The sequence below is a fragment of the Roseococcus sp. SYP-B2431 genome (genome assembly GCF_004336745.1).
Lineage (GTDB): Bacteria > Pseudomonadota > Alphaproteobacteria > Acetobacterales > Acetobacteraceae > Roseococcus.
On the sequence record NZ_SJXD01000027.1, the window covers coordinates 357,327 to 375,771 of the forward strand.

Here is an 18,445-nt window from a genome sequence, read left to right on the forward strand (position 1 = left end):
GACGCGGACAAAACATTGGCTCAATGGCGTTTTCCGATTGACCGATTCGGAAGAACCTTTCTAGAACGAATTTCGAGTTGCCGGTTTGTTCACGCCGGCCCAAGGGGAATCAAGGTTTCCCATTTTGGGAAGGGTTCAGATTCAATGTTAACGCGCAAGCAGCATGAATTGCTCATGTTCATTAACCATCATCTCGAGGAGACGGGGTTCTCCCCCTCCTTCGACGAGATGAAGGCGGCGCTCGACCTGAAATCGAAATCGGGCATCCACCGGCTCATCACAGCTCTCGAGGAACGCGGCTTCCTGCGGCGTCGGGCGCATCGCGCCCGGGCGCTGGAGGTCATGCGGCTGCCCGGCAGCGCCGTGCCTCCGCGCGTGGACAGCCCTGAAGAGGTCGCGGCGAATGTCGTGCAGGGCAATTTCGGCCGGCCGCCGAAGCCGGACAAGCCCAATGCGATCACGCTTCCGCTTTTCGGCCGCATCGCGGCAGGCATCCCGATCGAGGCCCTGCGCGATCAAGGGCAGGGCGTGGACGTGCCGATCAGCATGCTGGGCAGCGGCGAGCATTATGCTCTCGAGGTGGCCGGCGATTCCATGATCGAGGCGGGTATCCTGGATGGAGACACCGTGGTGATCCGCCGCGGCGACTCGGCGGAGAATGGCGATATCGTCGTGGCCCTGGTGGATGAAAACGAGGTCACGCTGAAACGCCTTCGGCGGCGCGGCAATTCCGTGGCGCTCGAGCCCGCGAACCGGAATCACGAGATCCGGATTTTCGGGCCGGACCGGGTTCAGGTTCAGGGCAGGCTGATCGGGCTGATCCGCAGCTACTGAGGAGCTATCTCGCGGTCAGGAGATGCCAGTCCTCCGCCGCGAGCCTTTCCACAAGGCCGGAAAGATCGGTCTGGAGCCTGGCGAAGTTCGCGCTGCGCCGGATGTGCTGCTCATCCATGTAGAGCGGCCGGGCGATCTCCATCTGGATGACGTGAATCCCCTCCCGCGGCCGCCCGTAATGCCGGGTGATATAGCCGCCCGCGTAGGGGTCGTTGCGCCGGACCCGGTATCCGAGATTTTGTAGCCCGGCCTCCAGCACGCGCGTGACCCTTGGGGCGCAGGTCGTGCCATGGACGTCGCCGAGAACGAAATCGGGGGGATCCAGCGCCTGTGCCGGGTGCGCGGGCATGGAATGGCAGTCGATCATGAGGCAGAGGCCGAAGCGGTCGCGGGTCTCCGCGAGCAGCTTCGCGAGGGCCGCGTGATAGGGCTCCCAACAGGAGCGGACGCGGCGCTCGGCTTCCCAGAAGGAGAGCCGGTGGCGGTAGATCGTCTCGCCAGTGGCGACGACCCGCGCGATCGTCCCCAGGCCGGCGCCGACCCGCGGGCTCGCGCTATTCACCCAACTCGGCAGAGGGGCGTCGAACATGCCCGGGTCCAGTTCCCAGGGCTCGCGGTTGGCATCGCACCAGGCGCGCGGAAAGCGTGCGGCGAGGAGGGGGGCGCCGAAGGCGGGGACCGCGGCAAAAAGCTCGTCCACGAAGGCGTCCTCACTCCGGCGGATCCCTACGGCGTCCAGCCGGGTCGAGGCCAGAAACTCTTCCGGATAGTCGCGGCCCGAATGGGGCGAGGCAAAGACGAGCGGGCTCGTCTGTCGCTCCGGTCGCAACAGGTCATAGGGCGGGGAGTGAGTGGCGAGATCATCCATATGAGAGGGCCATTAGGCCATGGCGGCCTGTTTTTGTCACTCGGCCGCGCGTCGGACCTGTGCTTACGCAGCACCTTCACACGGTCGCCCAATCGGCTTCTTATCGACGCGTCCTTGTGCAAGGCTCGAACCCATCACAAGGAGGATATGTCATGCCCGACGGCTCGAGCGAGGCATCCACGCCAAATGCGGCAGTCGTCGCAGATCTCGCGAGTGCGCTATCCGACCTGCTCCGGCTGCGCACGCTACCATTCGGCATGAAGCTCTTCCGCGACCAGGCCGCGATGGAGGCCATTCCAGGACTGCGCCGGCCGCAGGAGGGGAAGCGCTTCTCGACCTGCCAGCTTGTGACCCAGGCCCGCATGGCCGGCTTCACCCTCGCCATCACGCATGAGAATGTCCCGGAATTCAGCAATTGCGGTGGCGTCGTCGGACTGAACGCCCCCTCCGAGCTCTACACCTCCGGCCGGAAGATGGAGGGGGTCTGGTTCGAGAACATCGAGGCCTCCGCCGCGCATCAGGCGCAGATGCCGCGCGTTCCGCCGGAGTATCACGGACTCGTCGTCTCGCCGCTGCGCTCGGCGCGGCTCGACCCGCCGGATGTCTGCCTCTTCTACGGCAACCCCGCCCAGATGATCCTTTTCATCAATGGGCTGCAGTGGCGGAACTATCGCCGCTACGACTTCTCTATCACCGGCGAGAGCGCCTGCGCCGACAGTTGGGGCCGGGCACTGCGGGACCGGACGGTCTGCCTCTCCCTGCCCTGCTACGCGGAACGCCGCTATGGCGGCGTCGCCGATGACGAGATGCTGATGGCCTGCCCGCCGGCCGATCTCGCCCGGGCCGTCGAAGGGCTGAAGGGCCTCTCCAAGGCCGGGCTGCGCTATCCCATCATGCCTTACGGGCCGCAGGCGGACCCGGCCATGGGCATGGGAAAGAGCTACGCTGGGAAAGCCTAATTCGCGCTGCACATCGCAGCCGGGCAAGGCCTTCCTCGACGAGGAAGGCCAATTCGCGGGCGTCGTCAGGCAAGATGATGGTCGTCTTTCGGCAGAGCCGGCAGAGTTCGTTCGCAGGATCGGATCGGCGTCACCTGCCCCCAGATATGGACCTGCGCGTCGACGATCCGCATTCAGCTTCCCTCAGGCCGGCCGCAGCCGGGCGCGCACCGCCGCCGCCTGGGTGCGGCGCAGCTCGGCATCCAGGAAGGCGGCGAAGCCCGCCGGCGTGCGCTCCTCCTCGGCCGCCACCTCGCTGCCCGACTCGTTGAGCCGGCGGACGGTGTCGGGCCGCGCCAGCGCCGCCGCCAGTGCCGCCGCGAGCGTCGCCTGCGCCTCGGCGGGCGGATTGGCGGGCTGCACCACGCCGATGAAGGCAGCTTCCCGGAAGCCGGCCGCGCCAGCCTCACCGGCCGTCGGGATGTCGGGCGCCAGCACCGAGCGCCCGGCCGTCGCGACGGCCAGGATACGGACCTGACCGGCCCTGTGGAGCGGCATGATGGTGCTGATCTCCGTGATGGAGGCATCCACATTGCCGGCCAGCAGGTCCGGCAGGATCTGCCCGCCGCTGGGGTAGGGCACGTGCTGCAAGGTGAGCCCGGTGAGGGCGGCGAAGCTGGCGATGGCGAGATGGCCGCTGCTGCCCACGCCGGAACTGCCCACCGTCACCTGGCCACGGCGCTCCTGGGCATAGGTGATGAACTCGCGGAGATCCCGCACCGGCAGACCGTTCTTCACCACGATCGTGTGCGGCGTGCGGCAGGCGAGCCCGATGGGGGCGAAGTCCCGCAACGGGTCGTAGCCGGGATTGGGCTGGATGGACGGATTCACCGTCATTGGGCCGTTGCTGCCGATCATCAGGGAGTAGCCATCCGCCCGGCTGCGCGCCATTGCCAGCGAGGCGACGCTGCCGCCCGCCCCGGGCCGGTTCTCCACGACGACGGGCTGGCCGAGAATCTCCGACATGGGCGCCGCCAAGATGCGGGCCACGACATCGGAGTTTCCGCCCGCCGCATAGGGCACCACGAGGCGGACCGCGCGCTCGGGAAAGGCCGCGGCCGCCGGACGGGCCACGAGGAGCATCGGCAGCGCCAGCAGGGCGCGGCGTGGGGCAGACATGGGCGTTCCTCCAGATTTTGGAGAAAGCCTAAATCACGATCCGGTGGCTTGGGAATCGCAGCGGCGCCGAAGTGCCGTCGTCTGCGGACCGTCGGTCCTGACCGAGAGCGCGTCACGGTGTCCGCAGCCCTCCCTGGCCGGAGCGTCCTACCGCCGCCGGAACCGCTCCACCGCGCTCACCAGCGCAGTCCGGATGCCCGGCTCCAGCGCGGAATGCCCCGCATCCGGCACCACCGTCAGCCGCGCGCGCGGCCAGTTGAGCGCGAGTTCGAAGGCCGTCTCGGCCGGGCAGACCATGTCGTAGCGGCCTTGGATGATCTCGGCCGGAATCTGCGCGATGGACTGCATGCCGGCCAGCAGCCCGCCCTCACGCAGGAACAGCTTATGGGCGAAGTAGTGCGCCTCGATCCGCGCGAGGCCCAGCGCCGTGCGGTCCTGCGCGAAGGAGGCCACCGTCTCGGGGCTCGGCAGCAGCGTGGAGCAGCTGCCCTCGTAATGGCTCCAGGAGCGAGCGGCGAGCAGGTGCACCGAGGGATCGGGGTCGGTGAGCCGGCGCAGATAGGCGCCCAGCAGGTCGTGCCGCTCGGCTTCGGGGATGTGCTCGGCGAAGGCGGCCCAGGCATCGGGGAAGAAGCGGCGCAGCCCGTGGAGGAACCAGTCCACCTCCTCGTCGCGCCCCAGGAACACACCGCGCAGCACGCAGCCCGTCACGCATTGCGGATGCGCCTGCGCGTAGGCCAGCGCCAGGGTCGAGCCCCAGGAGCCGCCGAAGAGCAGCCACTTCTCCAGGCCGAGGAAGCGCCGCAGCGTCTCGATGTCCTCGACCAGATGCGGCGTGGTGTTGGCCTTGAGCTCGCCGAGCGGGCGGGAGCGGCCGGCGCCGCGCTGGTCGAAGACGATCAGCCGCCAATGCGCCGGGTCGAAGAAGCGGCGATGCACGGCCCCCGCGCCCGCGCCGGGGCCTCCATGGAGGAAGAGCACGGGCTGGCCGCGCGGGTTGCCGACCTGCTCCCAGTACATGACGTGGCCGTCGCCCAAAGGCAGCAGGCCCGTCTCGAAGGGGGCTATGTCGGGGAAAAGATCGCCGCGCGGCATTGGGTTCCGGTTCAGGGGCCGAAGTGAAGCGGCGTCAATGTAGGTCAGACGGCGCGCCGCCTCCAGACCCAATCACGCGGGACGTTCCAGCAGCATCAGCCCGTCGATCTCCCGCGCGCCGGGCCAGTCCAGCACGCGGCTGTCGAGCAGGATGAAGCCGAGGCGGTCGGCCAGATGCAGGAAGACGTCGAGGCTGCCGAAATTCCGCCAATGGGTGTTCTGCTGGTAGAAGCCGCCCGGATTCTGCCGGTTGTTCGAGACATGCAGCAGGGCCCGGCCACCCGGGCGTAGGACGCGATGCGTCTCCCGCAGATAGGCGATCACGTCCAGAAGCTCGAAATGCACCATGGCGTCGTAGCAGAAGAGGGCGCTGTAGCCGCCATCCTCGCAGCCTGGCAGGTCGTTGCCGGCATTGACGATATACCGGAGTTTTCCGTGGCCGGCGAAGCGCCTGCGGCAGGCCTCGATGTTGCGGGGTTCGAAGTCGATCAGGGTGATCTCGCCCGCCTGGTCGAGGATCTGCGCGGCATGCCGGCCATGGCCGCAGGCCAGCTCGATCACCCGCGTCAGGTCGAGCTGGCGGAACAGGGGCAGGAAGGGGCTGCGTGGCGCCCAGAAGGTGTCGAGCCAGCCCTCGGCATCGCGATAATAGGGCGGGTCGATCCAGTCCTTCGCGATGGCCTGGCGCATCTCGGCGTTGCGGTCGCGCATGCAGAACGGTTCCTCGACCGGAGGGGATGAAGGCTAGGCCTCGCTGCGCCGCAGCGGAACCCGGCGGCGCCGGAGGAAGGAAGAAATGATCGACCTGCCCGCTTTGCCCCTTCGCCTGACGCCTTCTCTTCCCTAATTTAGGGGGAATGTCACAACCACGGCCCGCACAGAGCTCCGCCTCCGTCGCTTCGCGCGACGCAATCTGCGGCGTCTGCGGAACGGAGAGCCGGCAGAACCCCTTCCGGCCCGGGGCACCCGAGCAGGCACCGGACCTCGATCTGCGGCCTGGCCATCCCGTGCGCGGGACGATGCCGCGATGGCTGCAGCAATGCCCCCATTGCGGCTATGCGGCGCCCGACATCACCCAGGCGCATCCGGCGGCCGCCCAGGCCGTGGGCGCAGCCAATTTCCGCGCGCTGCTGAACGACGCCTCGCATCCCCCTCTGGCCCGCCGCTTCCTCGCCTGGGCGCTGGTGCTGGAGGAGACGGGCGCGCTGCACGCTGCCGCCGAGGCCACGCTGCACGCAGCCTGGACGGCCGACGACCTCGGCAAGCTGGACCTGGCGCGCGCCTGGCGGCTGGAGTCGGTCGCGCTCTGGCGCAGCGGGCCGCCGCTGGACGCCGAGCAGAAGGTCCGCGTCGTGGACGCGCTGCGCCGCGCCGAGGAATGGGACGACGCGGCCAACACCGCCCGCGCCCTGCTGCGCGAGGATCCGCCCGAGGCGGTGGCCCAGGTGCTGCTGCTCGAGCTCCGGCTGATCGAGGCCGAGGACACCACGCGCCACAGCGTGGCCACCGCCCTGCCCCCGCCCCTCCGCCGGCCGCATGTGGCGCACCAGAAGAGCATTAAGCGCGGCGAAGGGCTGCGTGGCTGGATCAAGCGCCTGCTCGGACGTTGACCTTCCGGCCCATTGGGCGATAGGTTATAAAGTAACACACCCCGGATCTCCCATGCTCCGCCGTTCCCTTCTTGCCGCGGCCGCCTTTGTCGGCCTGCCCCGCAGTGACACCCGCGCCCAATCCGCAGTATCGGCGGTCGCCTCCTTCTCCATCCTCCACGACATGCTGCGCGAAGTGGGCGGCGAGCGCGCGGCGGCGCAGGTCATCGTCGGGCCGGACATGGACGCGCATCATTTCCAGCCCCGCCCCTCGCACGCCGAGGCGCTGCGCGGCGCGCGGGTCGCGATCCGCAACGGCGCCGGATTCGACGGCTGGTTCGACCGGCTGTTGGCCTCCACGCGCTTCGCCGGCGTGGCGGTGACGGCGACCGAGGGGTTGACGCTGCGCCGCGCCTCGGGGGGGCACAGCCATGGCGGGCAGGACCCGCATGCTTGGCAGGACGTGCGGCTGGCGATTCGGTACGTGCGCAACATCGAGGCGGGGCTGATGCGCGCCGATCCCGCCGGCCTGGAGCACTACCGCGCCCGCGCGGCCGATTACGTCCGGCGGCTGGAAGCCACCGATGCCTGGATTCGCGAGCAGGTCGCGACCGTGCCGGAAGCGCGGCGCGTGGTGATCACGGGGCATGAGGCCTTCGGCTACTTCGGCGCGGCCTACGGGGTGCGCTTCCGCGCGCCGCAGGGCGTCTCGTCGAACGCGGAGCCCTCGGCGCAGCAGGTGGCGGCGTTGATCCGCCTGATCCGCGCCGAGCGCGTCAGTTCCGTATTCCTGGAGAATATCGGCAATCCCGCGACGCTGCGGCGGCTGGCCGAGGAGGCCGGCGCCCGAATCCGCGGCCGGCTCTATGCCGACGCGCTTTCCGCGACCGGCGGCCCGGCCGCGAGTTACGAGGCCATGATGCGGCACAATACAAGCGCGATGGTCTCCGCGATGCGCGGGGATGGCTGACCTCGCCTCCCTGCGCGAGGAGCAGCGCGTGCTCGCCGCGCGCGTGATCGCCGAGGATGCGCTGTCGGAGCCGCTGCGCTTCATCGGCGGCGTGGATGTTTCCTGCTCGCGCTTCGACCCGACGCTGCGCGTCTACGCGGCCATCGTCGTGCTGGAATGGCCGGGGCTGACGGAGGTGGATCGGGCCGGCTTCACCGCCACGCCGGATCTGCACTACATCACTGGCCTCCTGGGCTTCCGCGAGGTTCCAGCCGCGGTGCAGGCCTTCGGCGCGCTGAGGGTGAAGCCCGATCTGCTGATGGTCGACGGCCAGGGCATCGCGCATCCGCGGCGGCTCGGGATCGCGTCGCATCTCGGCGTGAAGCTGGATCTGCCGACAATCGGCGTCGGCAAGTCGCGGCTGGTGGGCACGCCGGTCGAGCCGCTCGGCGAGGCTATCGGCAGCGAGGCCCGCCTTTACGACCGCGGCGAGGAGGTCGGCGCCCTGCTGCGCACGCGGGAGCGCGCCAATCCGCTCTGGATCTCCATCGGCCATCGCATCTCGCTGCCGACGGCGCTGCGCTGGGTGCGCGCGACCACGGCCGGGCGACGACTCCCCGAGCCCACGCGACTCGCCCATGAGGCGGCCGGCATGGTGCGGCGCGCCGCGGGCGCGTAGTTTCGCCGGATGCAACGTCTCTGCTTCAGCCTCGCCGGCGTCTTCGGACTCGCCGCCGTCGGTCTCGCCGCCATCGGCGCGCACCTGCCCATGGACGCGCCGGAAATGGTGCGAAGCGTCGCCATGCTGCTGGGCTGGCACGCTCCGGCGCTGATCGGGCTCGGCCTGTGGAACCGGCGGCAAGGGTTCCTCGTCGCGGGCGTGCTGGCGCTGGGGATGATCCTCTTCGCGGGGGCGGTTCTGTTCCGCGCCTTTGGCGGAACTTCCCTTGGCCCCGTCGCGCCGGCGGGCGGGATGGTCCTGATGGCCGGATGGGCCCTGCTCGCCCTATTGGCCTGGCGCCGGTGATCGCCGCCGCCTACCTCGCGGACGAGGGGCTGGAGCAGCCCTTGGCCGAGGAGCTGGAGCGCTCCGGCCGGTCCGTCTCGTCCTGGCACGGGCGGCTGGCGCTGTCGCCCGAGCCGGCGTCGCCGGCGGCCTGGGCGCTCGATATCTGGGACGCGCCAAGGGTGATCGAGGCGCCTTCCGTGAAGCTGGCCGCCGACGGGCTGCGGGCCATCCAGCGCAACTGGTCGCTCGTGCCTGGCGTGGCGCATCACCGCCGGGCCGCGCTCATCGCGGAGCGGCTGCCGCCTGTGAAGGCGCGCGCCCTGGCCTTCCCCGAGGCGCCGCCCAAAGGGCATCTCGGCGGCTGGACGCTGCTGACGGCGGAAGCGATCCTCGCCTCTCCCACGAAATCCTCCCCCTTTCCCGGCGGCGCACCGCGCTTCGTCGAGGATCGCGAGGGGCCGCCCTCCCGCGCCTATCTCAAGCTTTGGGAGGGGCTGACGCGAATCGGACGGCATCCTGGCCCGGGCGAGACCTGCCTCGACCTTGGGGCGTCGCCGGGCGGCTGGAGCTGGGCCCTGGCGAAGCTGGGCGCCACGGTTACGGCAGTGGACAAGGCGCCGATCGACGATCGCGTGATGGCCATGCCGGGCGTGTCCTGGCGGCAGGAGAGCGCCTTCGGCCTTGCGCCGGAGCCCGTCGACTGGCTGTTCAGCGACGTGATCTGCTACCCGAGGCGGCTGCTCGGCCTCGTGGGTCGATGGCAGGGCTTCGCCCGCAATTTCTTCTGCTCGATCAAGTTCCAGGGCGAGACGGATCACGACATCGCAGCCGAGTTCGCGGCGATCCCAGGCGCGAGGCTGTTCCACTCGGCGCACAACAAGCACGAGCTGACTTTCGTCCTCCTGGGCTGACCTGCCGCTGCCCAAGGACGGCCGGCGGCGATGCTGAACGGCCTGTTCGAGCGGGATAAGCGATCTCGATGCATCATTCTGCAAAAGCTTCACGGGGCCGGGTTGCAAAGCGCCGGAGCCCGTGGCACATGCTCCCCCACGGAGCGGGCGGGCGTAGCTCAGGGGTAGAGCACGACCTTGCCAAGGTCGGGGTCGAGGGTTCGAATCCCTTCGCCCGCTCCAGTCGCTCTTCCAACCTCACGCTTCCAGGCGTCGTATGGTGGCCTGAGCCCCAGGTTTCCTGGGGTTTTGCCGATCCGGCTTGAGGGTTGGAGAACGCAACGACCCCGGAAACCGCTCTCCGGAGGCTCGGAAGTCTCCGAAGCTCGGGGGTGGGGTGATTCTACCCTCAAGCCTCATCCCATTGAAATTAGGTCATTTCCCCGGATCGAAGCTCGGGGTGTTTCCGCACCTCGTTTGGTCGGCGAAGGGCACTGGAAAGCGGACGTCCGGTAGCTGGTTCATCGGTCCCGGATCGATGAGGAGAGGAACCGGCCGAGGGCCAAACGAGCGACACCCTCCTCCCCTCCACTGGTCATCGGCGGGCAGTCCCATGCCTGGCACAAGCGCGGCCGCTGCCCGCTTCTCTTCCGCATCCGCCGCATCGCGACCTATGACATTCCGGCTGAGTGCATAAAAATGCCCGCTCAGGGGAATCGAACCGACAGATGCTCACCGAGAACCACAAAGCGATTGCCGGCACGATCTGGGACATAGCCAACCGTCTGCGGGGCCCCTACCGGCCCCCACAGTACCGGCTGGTGATGCTGCCCATGGTGGTGCTGCGTCGGTTCGATTGCGTGCTGGAACCCAGCAAGGAAGCGGTCATCCGCGAGCACGCGAGGCTCACCGCGGCCGGCACACCTGAACGGGCTATACCGCGTCTCCTCACGAAGATCGTTGGGCCGGACCGCAAGCAGCCACTCTACAACATCAGCCCATACACCTTCGAGAAGCTGCTCGGCGACAGCGAGAATATTGCGCCCAACCTGGTCTCCTACATCAATGGGTTCTCGGAGACGGCCCGGCGCATCTTCGACAAGTTCAAATTTGGAGAGCAGATCGAGAAGCTCGACGCGAGCAACCGCCTCTTCAACATCGTGAAGCTGATGTCCGACGTGGACCTCCACCCGGACAAAATCAGCAACCTTGAGATGGGCTACATCTTCGAGCACCTCGTCATGCGCTTCAACGAGCAGGCGAACGAGGAGGCCGGTGATCACTTCACGCCGCGTGAGGTCATCCGGCTGATGACGCACCTGATCTACACGGGCGAAGAGGACGTCTACAAGGCTGGCGTCTACCGCGAGATCTACGATCCAACCTGCGGCACGGGCGGCATGCTGTCGGTGTCGGAGGAGACGATCAGGGCTCAGAATCTCAAGGCGAACCTCGGGCTCTACGGCCAGGAATACAACGACGAGAGTTGGGCGATCTGCTGCGCCGACATGCTCATCAAGGATGAGGAGACGGGCAACATCGTCCTTGGTGACACGCTCGGCGATGGCAAGACCAAGGATGGCTTCCCCGACAAGAAGTTCCACTACATGCTGGCCAACCCTCCCTTCGGCGTCGAATGGAAGGAACAGCAGCGGATAGTCACCAAGGAGCATGAGGAGGTCGGCTTCGACGGGCGCTTCGGAGCGGGCCTGCCTGCGATTAATGACGGATCGCTGCTCTTCCTGCAGCACATGATCTCCAAGATGCATGACGCGCCGAGCCGTGGCGGAGACGGCTCTAGGATCGCCATCATCTTCAATGGCTCGCCTCTCTTCAGCGGTGATGCAGGCTCGGGTCCATCCAACATCCGGCGCTGGATCATCGAGAAGGACTGGCTTGAAGCCATCATCGCCCTGCCGGACCAGCTTTTCTACAACACGGGCATCTTCACCTACGTCTGGCTCGTGTCCAATCGGAAGCCTCCGGAGCGCCGGGGCAAGGTTCAGCTGATCGATGGCACGCGCTTCTTCCAGAAAATGAAGAAGAGCCTGAACAACAAGCGGAATGAGCTCTCCGACGCCCACATCGCGCGGCTAACCGAGTTGTACGGCAATTTCCGGGATGGTGAGACAGAGCGGGTGCTGGTGGATGGCGCGTGGGAGGAGCGGGTCGTTTCCCGCATCTTCGACAATGCAGAGTTCGGCTTCCTGAAAGTGACGGTCGAGCGCCCGTTGCGGCTCAACTTCGAGGCGACCCCCGAGCGCATCGCGCGGCTGGAGGAGCAGTCGGCTTTCGCCAACCTCGCGGTTTCGAAGAAGCGCAAGGACGCAAAGGCGGTCGAAGCGGACGAGGCCGCGGGCCAGGCGCAGCAAGAGGCGATCAGGGCCATGCTGGCCACGCTGGCGAACAAGGGCCGCTTCATGGACCGAGCCCAGTTCGAGGTGGACCTCGACAAAGCTGCCAAGCGTGCCCGGCTGAAGCTGCCCGCCCCTGTGCGGAAGGCGGTCTTGTCCGCACTCGGGGAGCGCGATCCCAGGGCGGAGATATGCCGCGACGCAAAGGGCCATCCTGAGCCCGACAGCGAGCTGCGCGACACAGAAAGCGTCCCGCTGCACAAGGGAACAGACTTGCCACTCCCCATGGAGTTCGGGCCGGATATGCCCAACGATAAGCTCGTGGCGGCTATGCGCGGTGCGATTGACGCCTATATGCGGGCCGAAGTGCTGCCGCATGTCCCCGATGCCTGGGTCGACTATTCCAAGACCAAGGTCGGCTACGAGATCCCGATCAATCGGCATTTTTATGTTTACAAGCCGCCACGGCCGCTCGCCGAAATTGGAGCCGACATCACCAGCCTGGAAGGCAAAATTGCTGATCTACTGAAGGGGCTTGTGGCGTGAACACCCGCGCCGGCGCACTGCGATACTTCGCAAGAATCAAGAACGGTACCACACCGGCGAGTGGCGATTTGAGCTACTGGGACGGAGAAATTTCCTGGGCAACACCAGATGACCTGGGGCGCCTCGATGGGGGCTATATTTCTGACACCAGGAGAAAGGTTACCGATTTAGCGGTAAGCGAAAACAACCTGAATTTGGTTCCAGCGGGGACATTAATAATGTCTACGCGGGCGCCAATCGGCCATATGGCAATTGCCGCGAATTCCCTAGTCTTCAACCAGGGATGCCGCGCACTCATACCCGAGACGGAAACATGGGCGCGCTACTTACTCTATCTGCTGAAATCTCGTGTGCCCGAAATGAACGCCTCTGCCAACGGCACGACCTTCGTCGAACTGTCTCGCGACGACCTAGCGTCTGTCCGTATCTCGCTTCCTGCGCTTGAAACCCAAAAGCGGATTGCCGCCTTCCTCGATGAGAAGACCGCTCAGATTGACGCTCTGATCGCGGGAAAGCAGGCACTACTAGACCGGCTGGCCGAAAAGCGGCAGGCGATCATCACGCAGGCAGTCACGAAGGGCCTGAACCCCAAAGTGGCTGTGAAAGACAGCGGTACGGAATGGCTCGGGCAAATTCCGGCTCACTGGGAGGCATTGCCGCTCCGCAGGCAGGCGGATTGGGTCATGACCGGGCGAACACCCGCGGCGGCGGCGGGAGACTTCTTTTCGGATGGTGAGATTCCCTGGTTCACGCCCGGCGATTTCGACACCTTGATCATGGATAGGTCTGCAAAGTCCCTCACCCGTGAGGCATTTGAAGCCGGCCACGCCATCCTGTACCCAGCTAATTCAATCCTTTTGGTGGGTATCGGCGCTACGCTGGGCAAAGTGGCATTAGCCCCAATGCCTTGCGCATCGAATCAGCAGATAAATGCTATTGTGCCTGGGCTCAATTCAGATCCACTTTTTCTGACATACTTCCTGCATGCCTTTCGGGCAGAAGTTCGGATGTCCGCAAGCGGAAATACGCTACCAATACTCAATCAAGATAAGACTAAAAATATTATTGTGACACGACCGCCCCACGCAGAACAGGTTTCGATCGCCCGGCATCTGGAGCAAGAAGATAATCGTATCCTATTTGTAGCTAAGGCAATCGAGAAAAGCTTATCACTTCTAAGTGAGCACCGCGCTGCTCTTATTACCAACGCCGTTACCGGCCAGATCGAGGGACTGCAATGAGCCTCGATGCGGCCACTTATTTCCGACACCTCAGGGCGTACGTAAACAAAGACTATATTTTACACGATGGAACGGGAGAAAAGGTTATTCTCGTTGAAAACTATTTTCGCCCTGAAGATGTGAAACCTCAGCTGCGCAAGATCGAGCTAAAGCTCCCTGGCATTGGGATGGCATTTAAGCTTGATAACGATGATTTTGAAAATACCAATAAGAAATCAAAGCCGGCTCTTTTTCATTTTCTTGATGACACCGCAAAGCAGTGGTCGAAGCGCTGTGATTTCGTCGTTTTCTATGTCAACCAGAGATCGTTCCATGCAGACTGCATTGAATTCAAATCCAAGAGCTTAACTGCCGAAAAAATTGTACCACAACTCAAGGCGGGGGCGTGTTGGGTTAGCAGTCTGAAAAGAATCGTCGAGAACTATACTGGAGACCGGCGCCGTATCAGGCTGCGCAAATTCGTATTCGCAGAGAACGACAATCCGAATGCGTATCTTGATGCCAACAGGCAGTTGGTCGCTGATCCGTCGATTCGTTATTATCACTTCGATGAGGTCCAGGGGCGGTTGCTTACCGACCTCCAGAACGCATCAGTGCAGGAGATTTGATCGGTGGCAGGCCACACCGAACATGCCTTCGAAGCCGCCATCGAGCATGGCCTGCTCACCCACGGGGGATTCACACGGGGTGATCCCGCGGGCTTCGAGCCCAATTCCGCCCTCTTCCCTGATGAGGTGATCGCCTTCATCCGGGCCAGCCAGCCTACGCGGTGGGATCAGCTCGAGGCGATGCTCAAGGAGCGCACCTCGGCGACCATTCTCGATAGCCTGGTCAAGGAACTGGCGAGCAAGGGCGCCCTCGGCGTGCTGCGCCACGGCTTCAAGTGCTACGGCAAGGAGCTGCGCCTTGCCTACTTCCGGCCGAATTCCGGCATGAACCCGGAGGCAGCGCAGCGATACGCCGCCAATCGTCTCACCATCACCCGCCAGGTCGCCTTCACCTCGAAGGTGTTGAAGCGACCCGAGGGGACGCCGCGGAAATGCATCATTGACGTAGTGCTCAGCGTCAATGGCCTGCCGGTGGTGACGGCCGAGCTGAAGAACCCGCTCACCGGGCAGCGCGCTGTGGATGCCCACAAGCAGTACATGCATGACCGCGACGGGCGCGACCCCCTTTTTTGCTTCAAGGAGCGGGCGCTAGTGCACTTCGCGGTGGATCCCGACGAGGCCTGGATGACCACGCAGTTGCAGGGCGCGGAGACCTCCTTCCTTCCCTTCAACCGCGGCTGCAACTTCGGCGCTGGGAACCCGCCGGTGGAGGGTAACTGGAAGACGCACTACCTGTGGGACGAGGTGCTCCACGCCGACAGCCTGTTGGACATCCTCCAGCGCTTCATGCACCTCGACGTCAGTGAACGGGTCGTCGACACGCCAGCGGGCAAGCGCACGGTGCGACGTGAGCGGATGATCTTCCCGCGATATCACCAGCTCGATGCGGTGCGGAAGCTGGTTGGCCATGCGCGCAACCATGGATCAGGGCGCAACTACCTCATTCAGCATTCTGCTGGCTCGGGTAAGTCGAACAGCATCGCGTGGCTAGCTCATCGCCTCGCCTCCCTGCACGACGCTCGGGACGAGAAGGTGTTCCACTCGGTCATCGTCATTACCGACCGCCTGGTGCTCGACCAGCAGCTGCAGGACACCATCTATCAGTTCGAGCACAAGACCGGGGTCGTCGAGAAGATCGACGAGAACACGCAGCAGCTCGCCAAGGCGCTGGCAATCGGCACGCCGATCATCATCTCCACGATCCAGAAGTTCCCATTCATCAGCCAGGCCATTCGCACGATGGAAGCGAAGGGCGAGAACGTGTCGATTGACACGCAAGGCAAGCGCTTCGCCGTGATCGTCGACGAGGCGCACAGCTCGCAGTCGGGCGAGACGGTGTCCGCGCTGAAGGGCATCCTCAACAAGGACGGCATCGCCGAGGCCATCGCGAGCCAGATCGGCGAGGAGGAGGACGATCAGCTCACGGAGGAAGCCCGAGCCGCGATCCTGAAGGAGATGATGCAGCGCGCCCGTCAGCCGAACCTGAGCTTCTTCGCGTTCACCGCCACGCCGAAATTCAAGACCAAGGCGGTTTTCGACGAGCCCGGGCCTTCCGGCGCATCGCCGTTCCACGAGTACTCGATGCGGCAGGCTATCGAGGAGGGCTTCATCCTCGACGTACTGCAGAACTACACCACCTACAAGCGCTTCTTTGGCCTGGTGAAGCAGGTTGAGGACGATCCGGACGTGCCTCAGAAGGCCGCGGCGCGCGCGCTGGGCCAGTTCCTGGAACTGCACCCAGTCAACATTGAGCAGGTGGTGCAGGTCATCATCGAGCATTTCCGCCTGAAGGTGATGCACGAGTTGGGCGGACGCGCCAAAGCGATGGTGGTCACTGGATCCCGCCTCGCGGCGGTGAAGTACAAGATGGCCTTCGATCGCTACATCCAGGAGAAGGGCTACACCGGTATCAGGGCGCTGGTGGCCTTTTCTGGAACGGTGGAGGACCCGGCGGATCCAGGCTCCGCCTACACCGAGACCAGCATGAATGACGGGCTGCCGGAGCGCGAACTGCCTGAGCGCTTCGCCGGTGACAACTACCGCGTCTTGATTGTCGCGGAGAAGTATCAGACAGGTTTCGACCAACCTCTTTTGCAAACTATGTACGTGGTGAAGAGGCTCGCTGGCGTGCAGGCCGTGCAGACCCTGTCTCGCCTTAACCGCACCGCGCCCGGGAAGACCCGCACCTTCGTTCTGGATTTCAGAAACGAAGAGGAAGACATCTTCAAGGCGTTCAAGCCCTACTACGAGGCGACGCCCATGGGCGAGAACGCGGATCCGCAGAAACTCAATGAGCTACACCACAAGCTGCTACAGCCGGCGATTGTGACGCCCGGCGACGTGACCGAGTTCGCGGCAGTGTGGTTCAAGGCGCGACGCGATCCAAGCGGTCAAGACCACAAGCTCATGAATGCAATCATGGACCGCTGCGTCGCGCGCTTCAACGAGCGCGCCGAGGCGGAACAGGAGGAGTTTCGCGGGCAACTCACGGCGTTCCGCAACCTCTATGGCTTCCTGTCCCAAATCCTTCCCTACTTCGACAGCGAGCTGGAGCAGCTGTACGCCTTCCTGCGCAACCTGGCGCCGAAGCTGCCGCCACCAGGCGACGGCGCAAAGTTCACGCTCGACGACGATGTCGCTCTGAAGTTCTTCCGACTTCAACAGGTGAGTGAAGGCACCATCGATCTGTCGGCCGGCGAGGCTGATCCGCTCAAGGGGCCAACGGACGTCGGCACTGCGAGGGAGAAGGATACCGACGTCCCGCTTTCGACCCTCGTCGACAAGCTGAATGAGCGGTTTGGGACTGACTTCACTGAGGCTGATCAGCTTTTCTTCGACCAAGTCCGGGCGACGGCCGAGCGCGACGACAAGATCGTCGAGGCCGCTAAGGCCAACAACGAGGCCAATTTTGCTGCGTTCTTCGGGCGCGTTCTGGATGACCTGTTCATTCAGCGCATGGAAGGAAACGACGAGATCTTCAGCCGTGTCATGAGTGACAGGCAGTTTCGTGCCGCTGCTCAGGAACATCTCGCACGTGCGGTCTACGAGCGCGTCCGGAAGAGAGATGCGGGCGATGACGACCCGTCTGCGAAGGAGCGGCAGGGGCCGGAAACCTGACCGCGGCTCGGGGGGCAAGTAGCTGGTGAAATCAGAAACAGGTTTGGTCGCTCGGCCATCCCAATGAACGGCGACTTTCAATCCGGGCTGAGCAAGGAAGGTTTCCGCCCTCTTCCTTTCATTAAGTTGTCGATCCGCCAGCCTTCATCGTGACCTGCCGCTTCTCCCGGTTGGTGCAGCACCGAGACTGTTCGCTCCTAACATGGTGCGCTGGACATCCCAGCCCACCGGCACCCCTCCGGCCAGCACAGCGCAGGTCAGCCCCTCGGGCTGCCGTCCGTCCAGGATGGCCGACACGAGGTCCGGCGCCAGGAGGGTCAGCCGAAGAAGGCTGCCCAAGTATCCCCGCTCGAGGCGCTCGGCGGCTGCCATCTCGGTGATAGAGGCGTACCGCCCCTGATCGAGCATGCGCTGATATCGGAATGCCCGTGCCAGCGCCTTCACCAGTGCCGGGTCGGCCCGCATCGTGACCGGCGCCACGCCGTCGGTCATCGGTGTCACGACCGTCTTCCGCCCTGGCCTGTGGCGGACAGCCAGCGGCACCCGGACGGTGATGCTGGTGGCGGCGGTCATGCCGCGGCCCTCAGGGCAACCGGCCGGATGGCGGTGAGGTCGCGGACCAGGCCGCCGAGCCCTTCCAGCCGCAGCCGAATGTCTGCGCCGGCCGGGCCGACCACCACCCGCTCGACTAGCGATCGCACAATGCGCGCCTGCTCCGCCGGAAACAGGTGCTCCCAGAGCGGGTCGAGTCGGTGCAACGCATCCTGGGTCTCGCCCTCGGTCAGGTCCGGCGCATCCCTGCGCGCAGCCCGCCAGGTGCCAACCACGATCTCCGGTTGGCGCAGCAGCGCACGAACCTGGTCCACCACCGCCGCCTCGATCTCTGCCGCCGACACCCGGCGCACCATGCTATCGTCAACGGCGGCGTCGCCCTTCAGGACCCGCTGAGCCACGTAGTAGCGATAGAGCCGGCCATTCTTCCTGGCGTGGGTCGGCGACAGCGCCCGGCCATCCAATCCAAAGATCAGCCCCTTCAGCAGCGCCGGCGTCTGCGCCCGATTCTGGTTGGCGCGGACGCGAGGGCTGACCTGCAGCACGGCAGTACCCATCCGGCGACGGCCGCCTACCACAATGATGTTGAACCTGCCTTGTGTTTGTACGGGCGTTCTTTGGAGCGCCGGTAAGGACGGAGGCGGGAGGCGTAGTGGAAATCATCACCGGGGTGGAG

Annotated in this window: 17 protein-coding genes and 1 tRNA gene; 12 read left to right on the forward strand and 6 right to left on the reverse strand. The window is 65.2% G+C overall.

The window, feature by feature from the left end; genetic code table 11:
- Positions 1 to 144: 144 nt before the first annotated feature.
- Positions 145 to 834, forward strand: a complete 690-nt coding sequence (lexA, locus tag EJV46_RS18225) for a transcriptional repressor LexA (protein WP_131550157.1) — start codon at positions 145 to 147, stop codon at positions 832 to 834.
- A gap of 4 nt (positions 835 to 838) precedes the next feature.
- Here the strand turns inward: lexA and EJV46_RS18230 are convergent, their stop codons facing one another.
- Entirely contained in the window at positions 839 to 1,702 is an 864-nt protein-coding gene (locus EJV46_RS18230) for an N-formylglutamate amidohydrolase (protein ID WP_131550117.1), read from the reverse strand.
- Positions 1,703 to 1,854: 152 nt separating this feature from the next.
- On the opposite strand from EJV46_RS18230, the gene EJV46_RS18235 reads away from it, so the two are divergent.
- Positions 1,855 to 2,661 carry a DUF169 domain-containing protein gene (locus tag EJV46_RS18235; protein ID WP_131550118.1) on the forward strand — a complete coding sequence of 269 codons (807 nt, stop codon included), beginning with the start codon at positions 1,855 to 1,857 and terminating at the stop codon, positions 2,659 to 2,661.
- 183 nt (positions 2,662 to 2,844) lie between these two features.
- On the opposite strand, the gene EJV46_RS18240 is transcribed toward EJV46_RS18235, so the two are convergent.
- From EJV46_RS18240 to EJV46_RS18250, 3 genes are all read right to left on the reverse strand, one after another.
- Positions 2,845 to 3,819: a tripartite tricarboxylate transporter substrate binding protein gene (locus EJV46_RS18240; RefSeq protein WP_131550119.1), complete on the reverse strand. Its 975-nt coding sequence runs from the start codon at positions 3,817 to 3,819 to the stop codon at positions 2,845 to 2,847.
- A gap of 147 nt (positions 3,820 to 3,966) precedes the next feature.
- The gene (pip, locus tag EJV46_RS18245) at positions 3,967 to 4,914 is read right to left on the reverse strand and encodes a prolyl aminopeptidase (RefSeq protein WP_131550120.1); all 948 of its coding nucleotides are present in this window, start codon (positions 4,912 to 4,914) and stop codon (positions 3,967 to 3,969) included.
- Between the two features lie 72 nt (positions 4,915 to 4,986).
- Positions 4,987 to 5,625: a class I SAM-dependent methyltransferase gene (locus tag EJV46_RS18250; protein WP_131550121.1), complete on the reverse strand. Its 639-nt coding sequence runs from the start codon at positions 5,623 to 5,625 to the stop codon at positions 4,987 to 4,989.
- A gap of 308 nt (positions 5,626 to 5,933) precedes the next feature.
- Between EJV46_RS18250 and EJV46_RS18255 the strand changes: the two genes are divergently transcribed.
- The 10 genes from EJV46_RS18255 to EJV46_RS18300 all read left to right on the forward strand — a co-directional run bounded on the left by EJV46_RS18255 (position 5,934) and on the right by EJV46_RS18300 (position 17,217).
- The gene (locus EJV46_RS18255) at positions 5,934 to 6,524 is read left to right on the forward strand and encodes a hypothetical protein (RefSeq protein WP_240782632.1); all 591 of its coding nucleotides are present in this window, start codon (positions 5,934 to 5,936) and stop codon (positions 6,522 to 6,524) included.
- A 52-nt stretch (positions 6,525 to 6,576) separates the two neighbouring features.
- The gene (locus EJV46_RS18260) at positions 6,577 to 7,473 is read left to right on the forward strand and encodes a metal ABC transporter solute-binding protein, Zn/Mn family (RefSeq protein ID WP_131550123.1); all 897 of its coding nucleotides are present in this window, start codon (positions 6,577 to 6,579) and stop codon (positions 7,471 to 7,473) included.
- Positions 7,466 to 8,131 carry a deoxyribonuclease V gene (gene nfi, locus EJV46_RS18265; protein WP_131550124.1) on the forward strand — a complete coding sequence of 222 codons (666 nt, stop codon included), beginning with the start codon at positions 7,466 to 7,468 and terminating at the stop codon, positions 8,129 to 8,131. Before EJV46_RS18260 ends, nfi begins: the two co-directional genes overlap by 8 nt.
- A gap of 9 nt (positions 8,132 to 8,140) precedes the next feature.
- On the forward strand, positions 8,141 to 8,479 hold the full coding sequence (locus EJV46_RS18270) for a DUF423 domain-containing protein (RefSeq protein ID WP_131550125.1): 339 nt from the start codon (positions 8,141 to 8,143) through the stop codon (positions 8,477 to 8,479).
- A complete protein-coding gene (locus tag EJV46_RS18275; protein ID WP_131550126.1) occupies positions 8,443 to 9,372 on the forward strand; it encodes an SAM-dependent methyltransferase in 930 nt (309 codons plus the stop codon). Before EJV46_RS18270 ends, EJV46_RS18275 begins: the two co-directional genes overlap by 37 nt.
- Positions 9,373 to 9,519: 147 nt before the next feature.
- Positions 9,520 to 9,594 (forward strand) — tRNA-Gly (locus EJV46_RS18280).
- Positions 9,595 to 10,079: 485 nt separating this feature from the next.
- Positions 10,080 to 12,251 (forward strand): class I SAM-dependent DNA methyltransferase, encoded by a 2,172-nt coding sequence (locus EJV46_RS18285; RefSeq protein WP_131550127.1) that lies wholly within the window; start codon positions 10,080 to 10,082, stop codon positions 12,249 to 12,251.
- Positions 12,248 to 13,492 (forward strand): restriction endonuclease subunit S, encoded by a 1,245-nt coding sequence (locus EJV46_RS18290; protein ID WP_131550128.1) that lies wholly within the window; start codon positions 12,248 to 12,250, stop codon positions 13,490 to 13,492. The genes EJV46_RS18285 and EJV46_RS18290 overlap by 4 nt, the downstream gene beginning before the upstream one ends.
- Positions 13,489 to 14,100: a hypothetical protein gene (locus EJV46_RS18295; protein WP_131550129.1), complete on the forward strand. Its 612-nt coding sequence runs from the start codon at positions 13,489 to 13,491 to the stop codon at positions 14,098 to 14,100. Before EJV46_RS18290 ends, EJV46_RS18295 begins: the two co-directional genes overlap by 4 nt.
- A gap of 3 nt (positions 14,101 to 14,103) precedes the next feature.
- Positions 14,104 to 17,217, forward strand: a complete 3,114-nt coding sequence (locus tag EJV46_RS18300; RefSeq protein ID WP_131550130.1) for a type I restriction endonuclease subunit R — start codon at positions 14,104 to 14,106, stop codon at positions 17,215 to 17,217.
- 144 nt (positions 17,218 to 17,361) lie between these two features.
- Here the strand turns inward: EJV46_RS18300 and EJV46_RS18305 are convergent, their stop codons facing one another.
- Positions 17,362 to 17,790, reverse strand: a complete 429-nt coding sequence (locus EJV46_RS18305) for a hypothetical protein (protein ID WP_131550131.1) — start codon at positions 17,788 to 17,790, stop codon at positions 17,362 to 17,364.
- Complete coding sequence (locus tag EJV46_RS18310; RefSeq protein ID WP_240782633.1) at positions 17,787 to 18,314, reverse strand: hypothetical protein; 528 nt, start codon at positions 18,312 to 18,314, stop codon at positions 17,787 to 17,789. Before EJV46_RS18310 ends, EJV46_RS18305 begins: the two co-directional genes overlap by 4 nt.
- Between the last annotated feature and the right edge of the window lie 131 nt (positions 18,315 to 18,445).

Coding starts and splice junctions, on each gene's coding strand:
- EJV46_RS18305 (WP_131550131.1), bottom strand. CDS start 17,790: ATGACCGCCGCCACCAGCATCACCGTCCGGGTGCCGCTGGCTGTCCGC.
- EJV46_RS18260 (WP_131550123.1), top strand. CDS start 6,577: ATGCTCCGCCGTTCCCTTCTTGCCGCGGCCGCCTTTGTCGGCCTGCCC.
- nfi (WP_131550124.1), top strand. CDS start 7,466: ATGGCTGACCTCGCCTCCCTGCGCGAGGAGCAGCGCGTGCTCGCCGCG.
- EJV46_RS18250 (WP_131550121.1), bottom strand. CDS start 5,625: ATGCGCGACCGCAACGCCGAGATGCGCCAGGCCATCGCGAAGGACTGG.
- pip (WP_131550120.1), bottom strand. CDS start 4,914: ATGCCGCGCGGCGATCTTTTCCCCGACATAGCCCCCTTCGAGACGGGC.
- EJV46_RS18240 (WP_131550119.1), bottom strand. CDS start 3,819: ATGTCTGCCCCACGCCGCGCCCTGCTGGCGCTGCCGATGCTCCTCGTG.
- EJV46_RS18295 (WP_131550129.1), top strand. CDS start 13,489: ATGAGCCTCGATGCGGCCACTTATTTCCGACACCTCAGGGCGTACGTA.
- EJV46_RS18275 (WP_131550126.1), top strand. CDS start 8,443: ATGGGCCCTGCTCGCCCTATTGGCCTGGCGCCGGTGATCGCCGCCGCC.
- lexA (WP_131550157.1), top strand. CDS start 145: ATGTTAACGCGCAAGCAGCATGAATTGCTCATGTTCATTAACCATCAT.
- EJV46_RS18235 (WP_131550118.1), top strand. CDS start 1,855: ATGCCCGACGGCTCGAGCGAGGCATCCACGCCAAATGCGGCAGTCGTC.
- EJV46_RS18270 (WP_131550125.1), top strand. CDS start 8,141: ATGCAACGTCTCTGCTTCAGCCTCGCCGGCGTCTTCGGACTCGCCGCC.
- EJV46_RS18285 (WP_131550127.1), top strand. CDS start 10,080: ATGCTCACCGAGAACCACAAAGCGATTGCCGGCACGATCTGGGACATA.
- EJV46_RS18230 (WP_131550117.1), bottom strand. CDS start 1,702: ATGGATGATCTCGCCACTCACTCCCCGCCCTATGACCTGTTGCGACCG.
- EJV46_RS18255 (WP_240782632.1), top strand. CDS start 5,934: ATGCCGCGATGGCTGCAGCAATGCCCCCATTGCGGCTATGCGGCGCCC.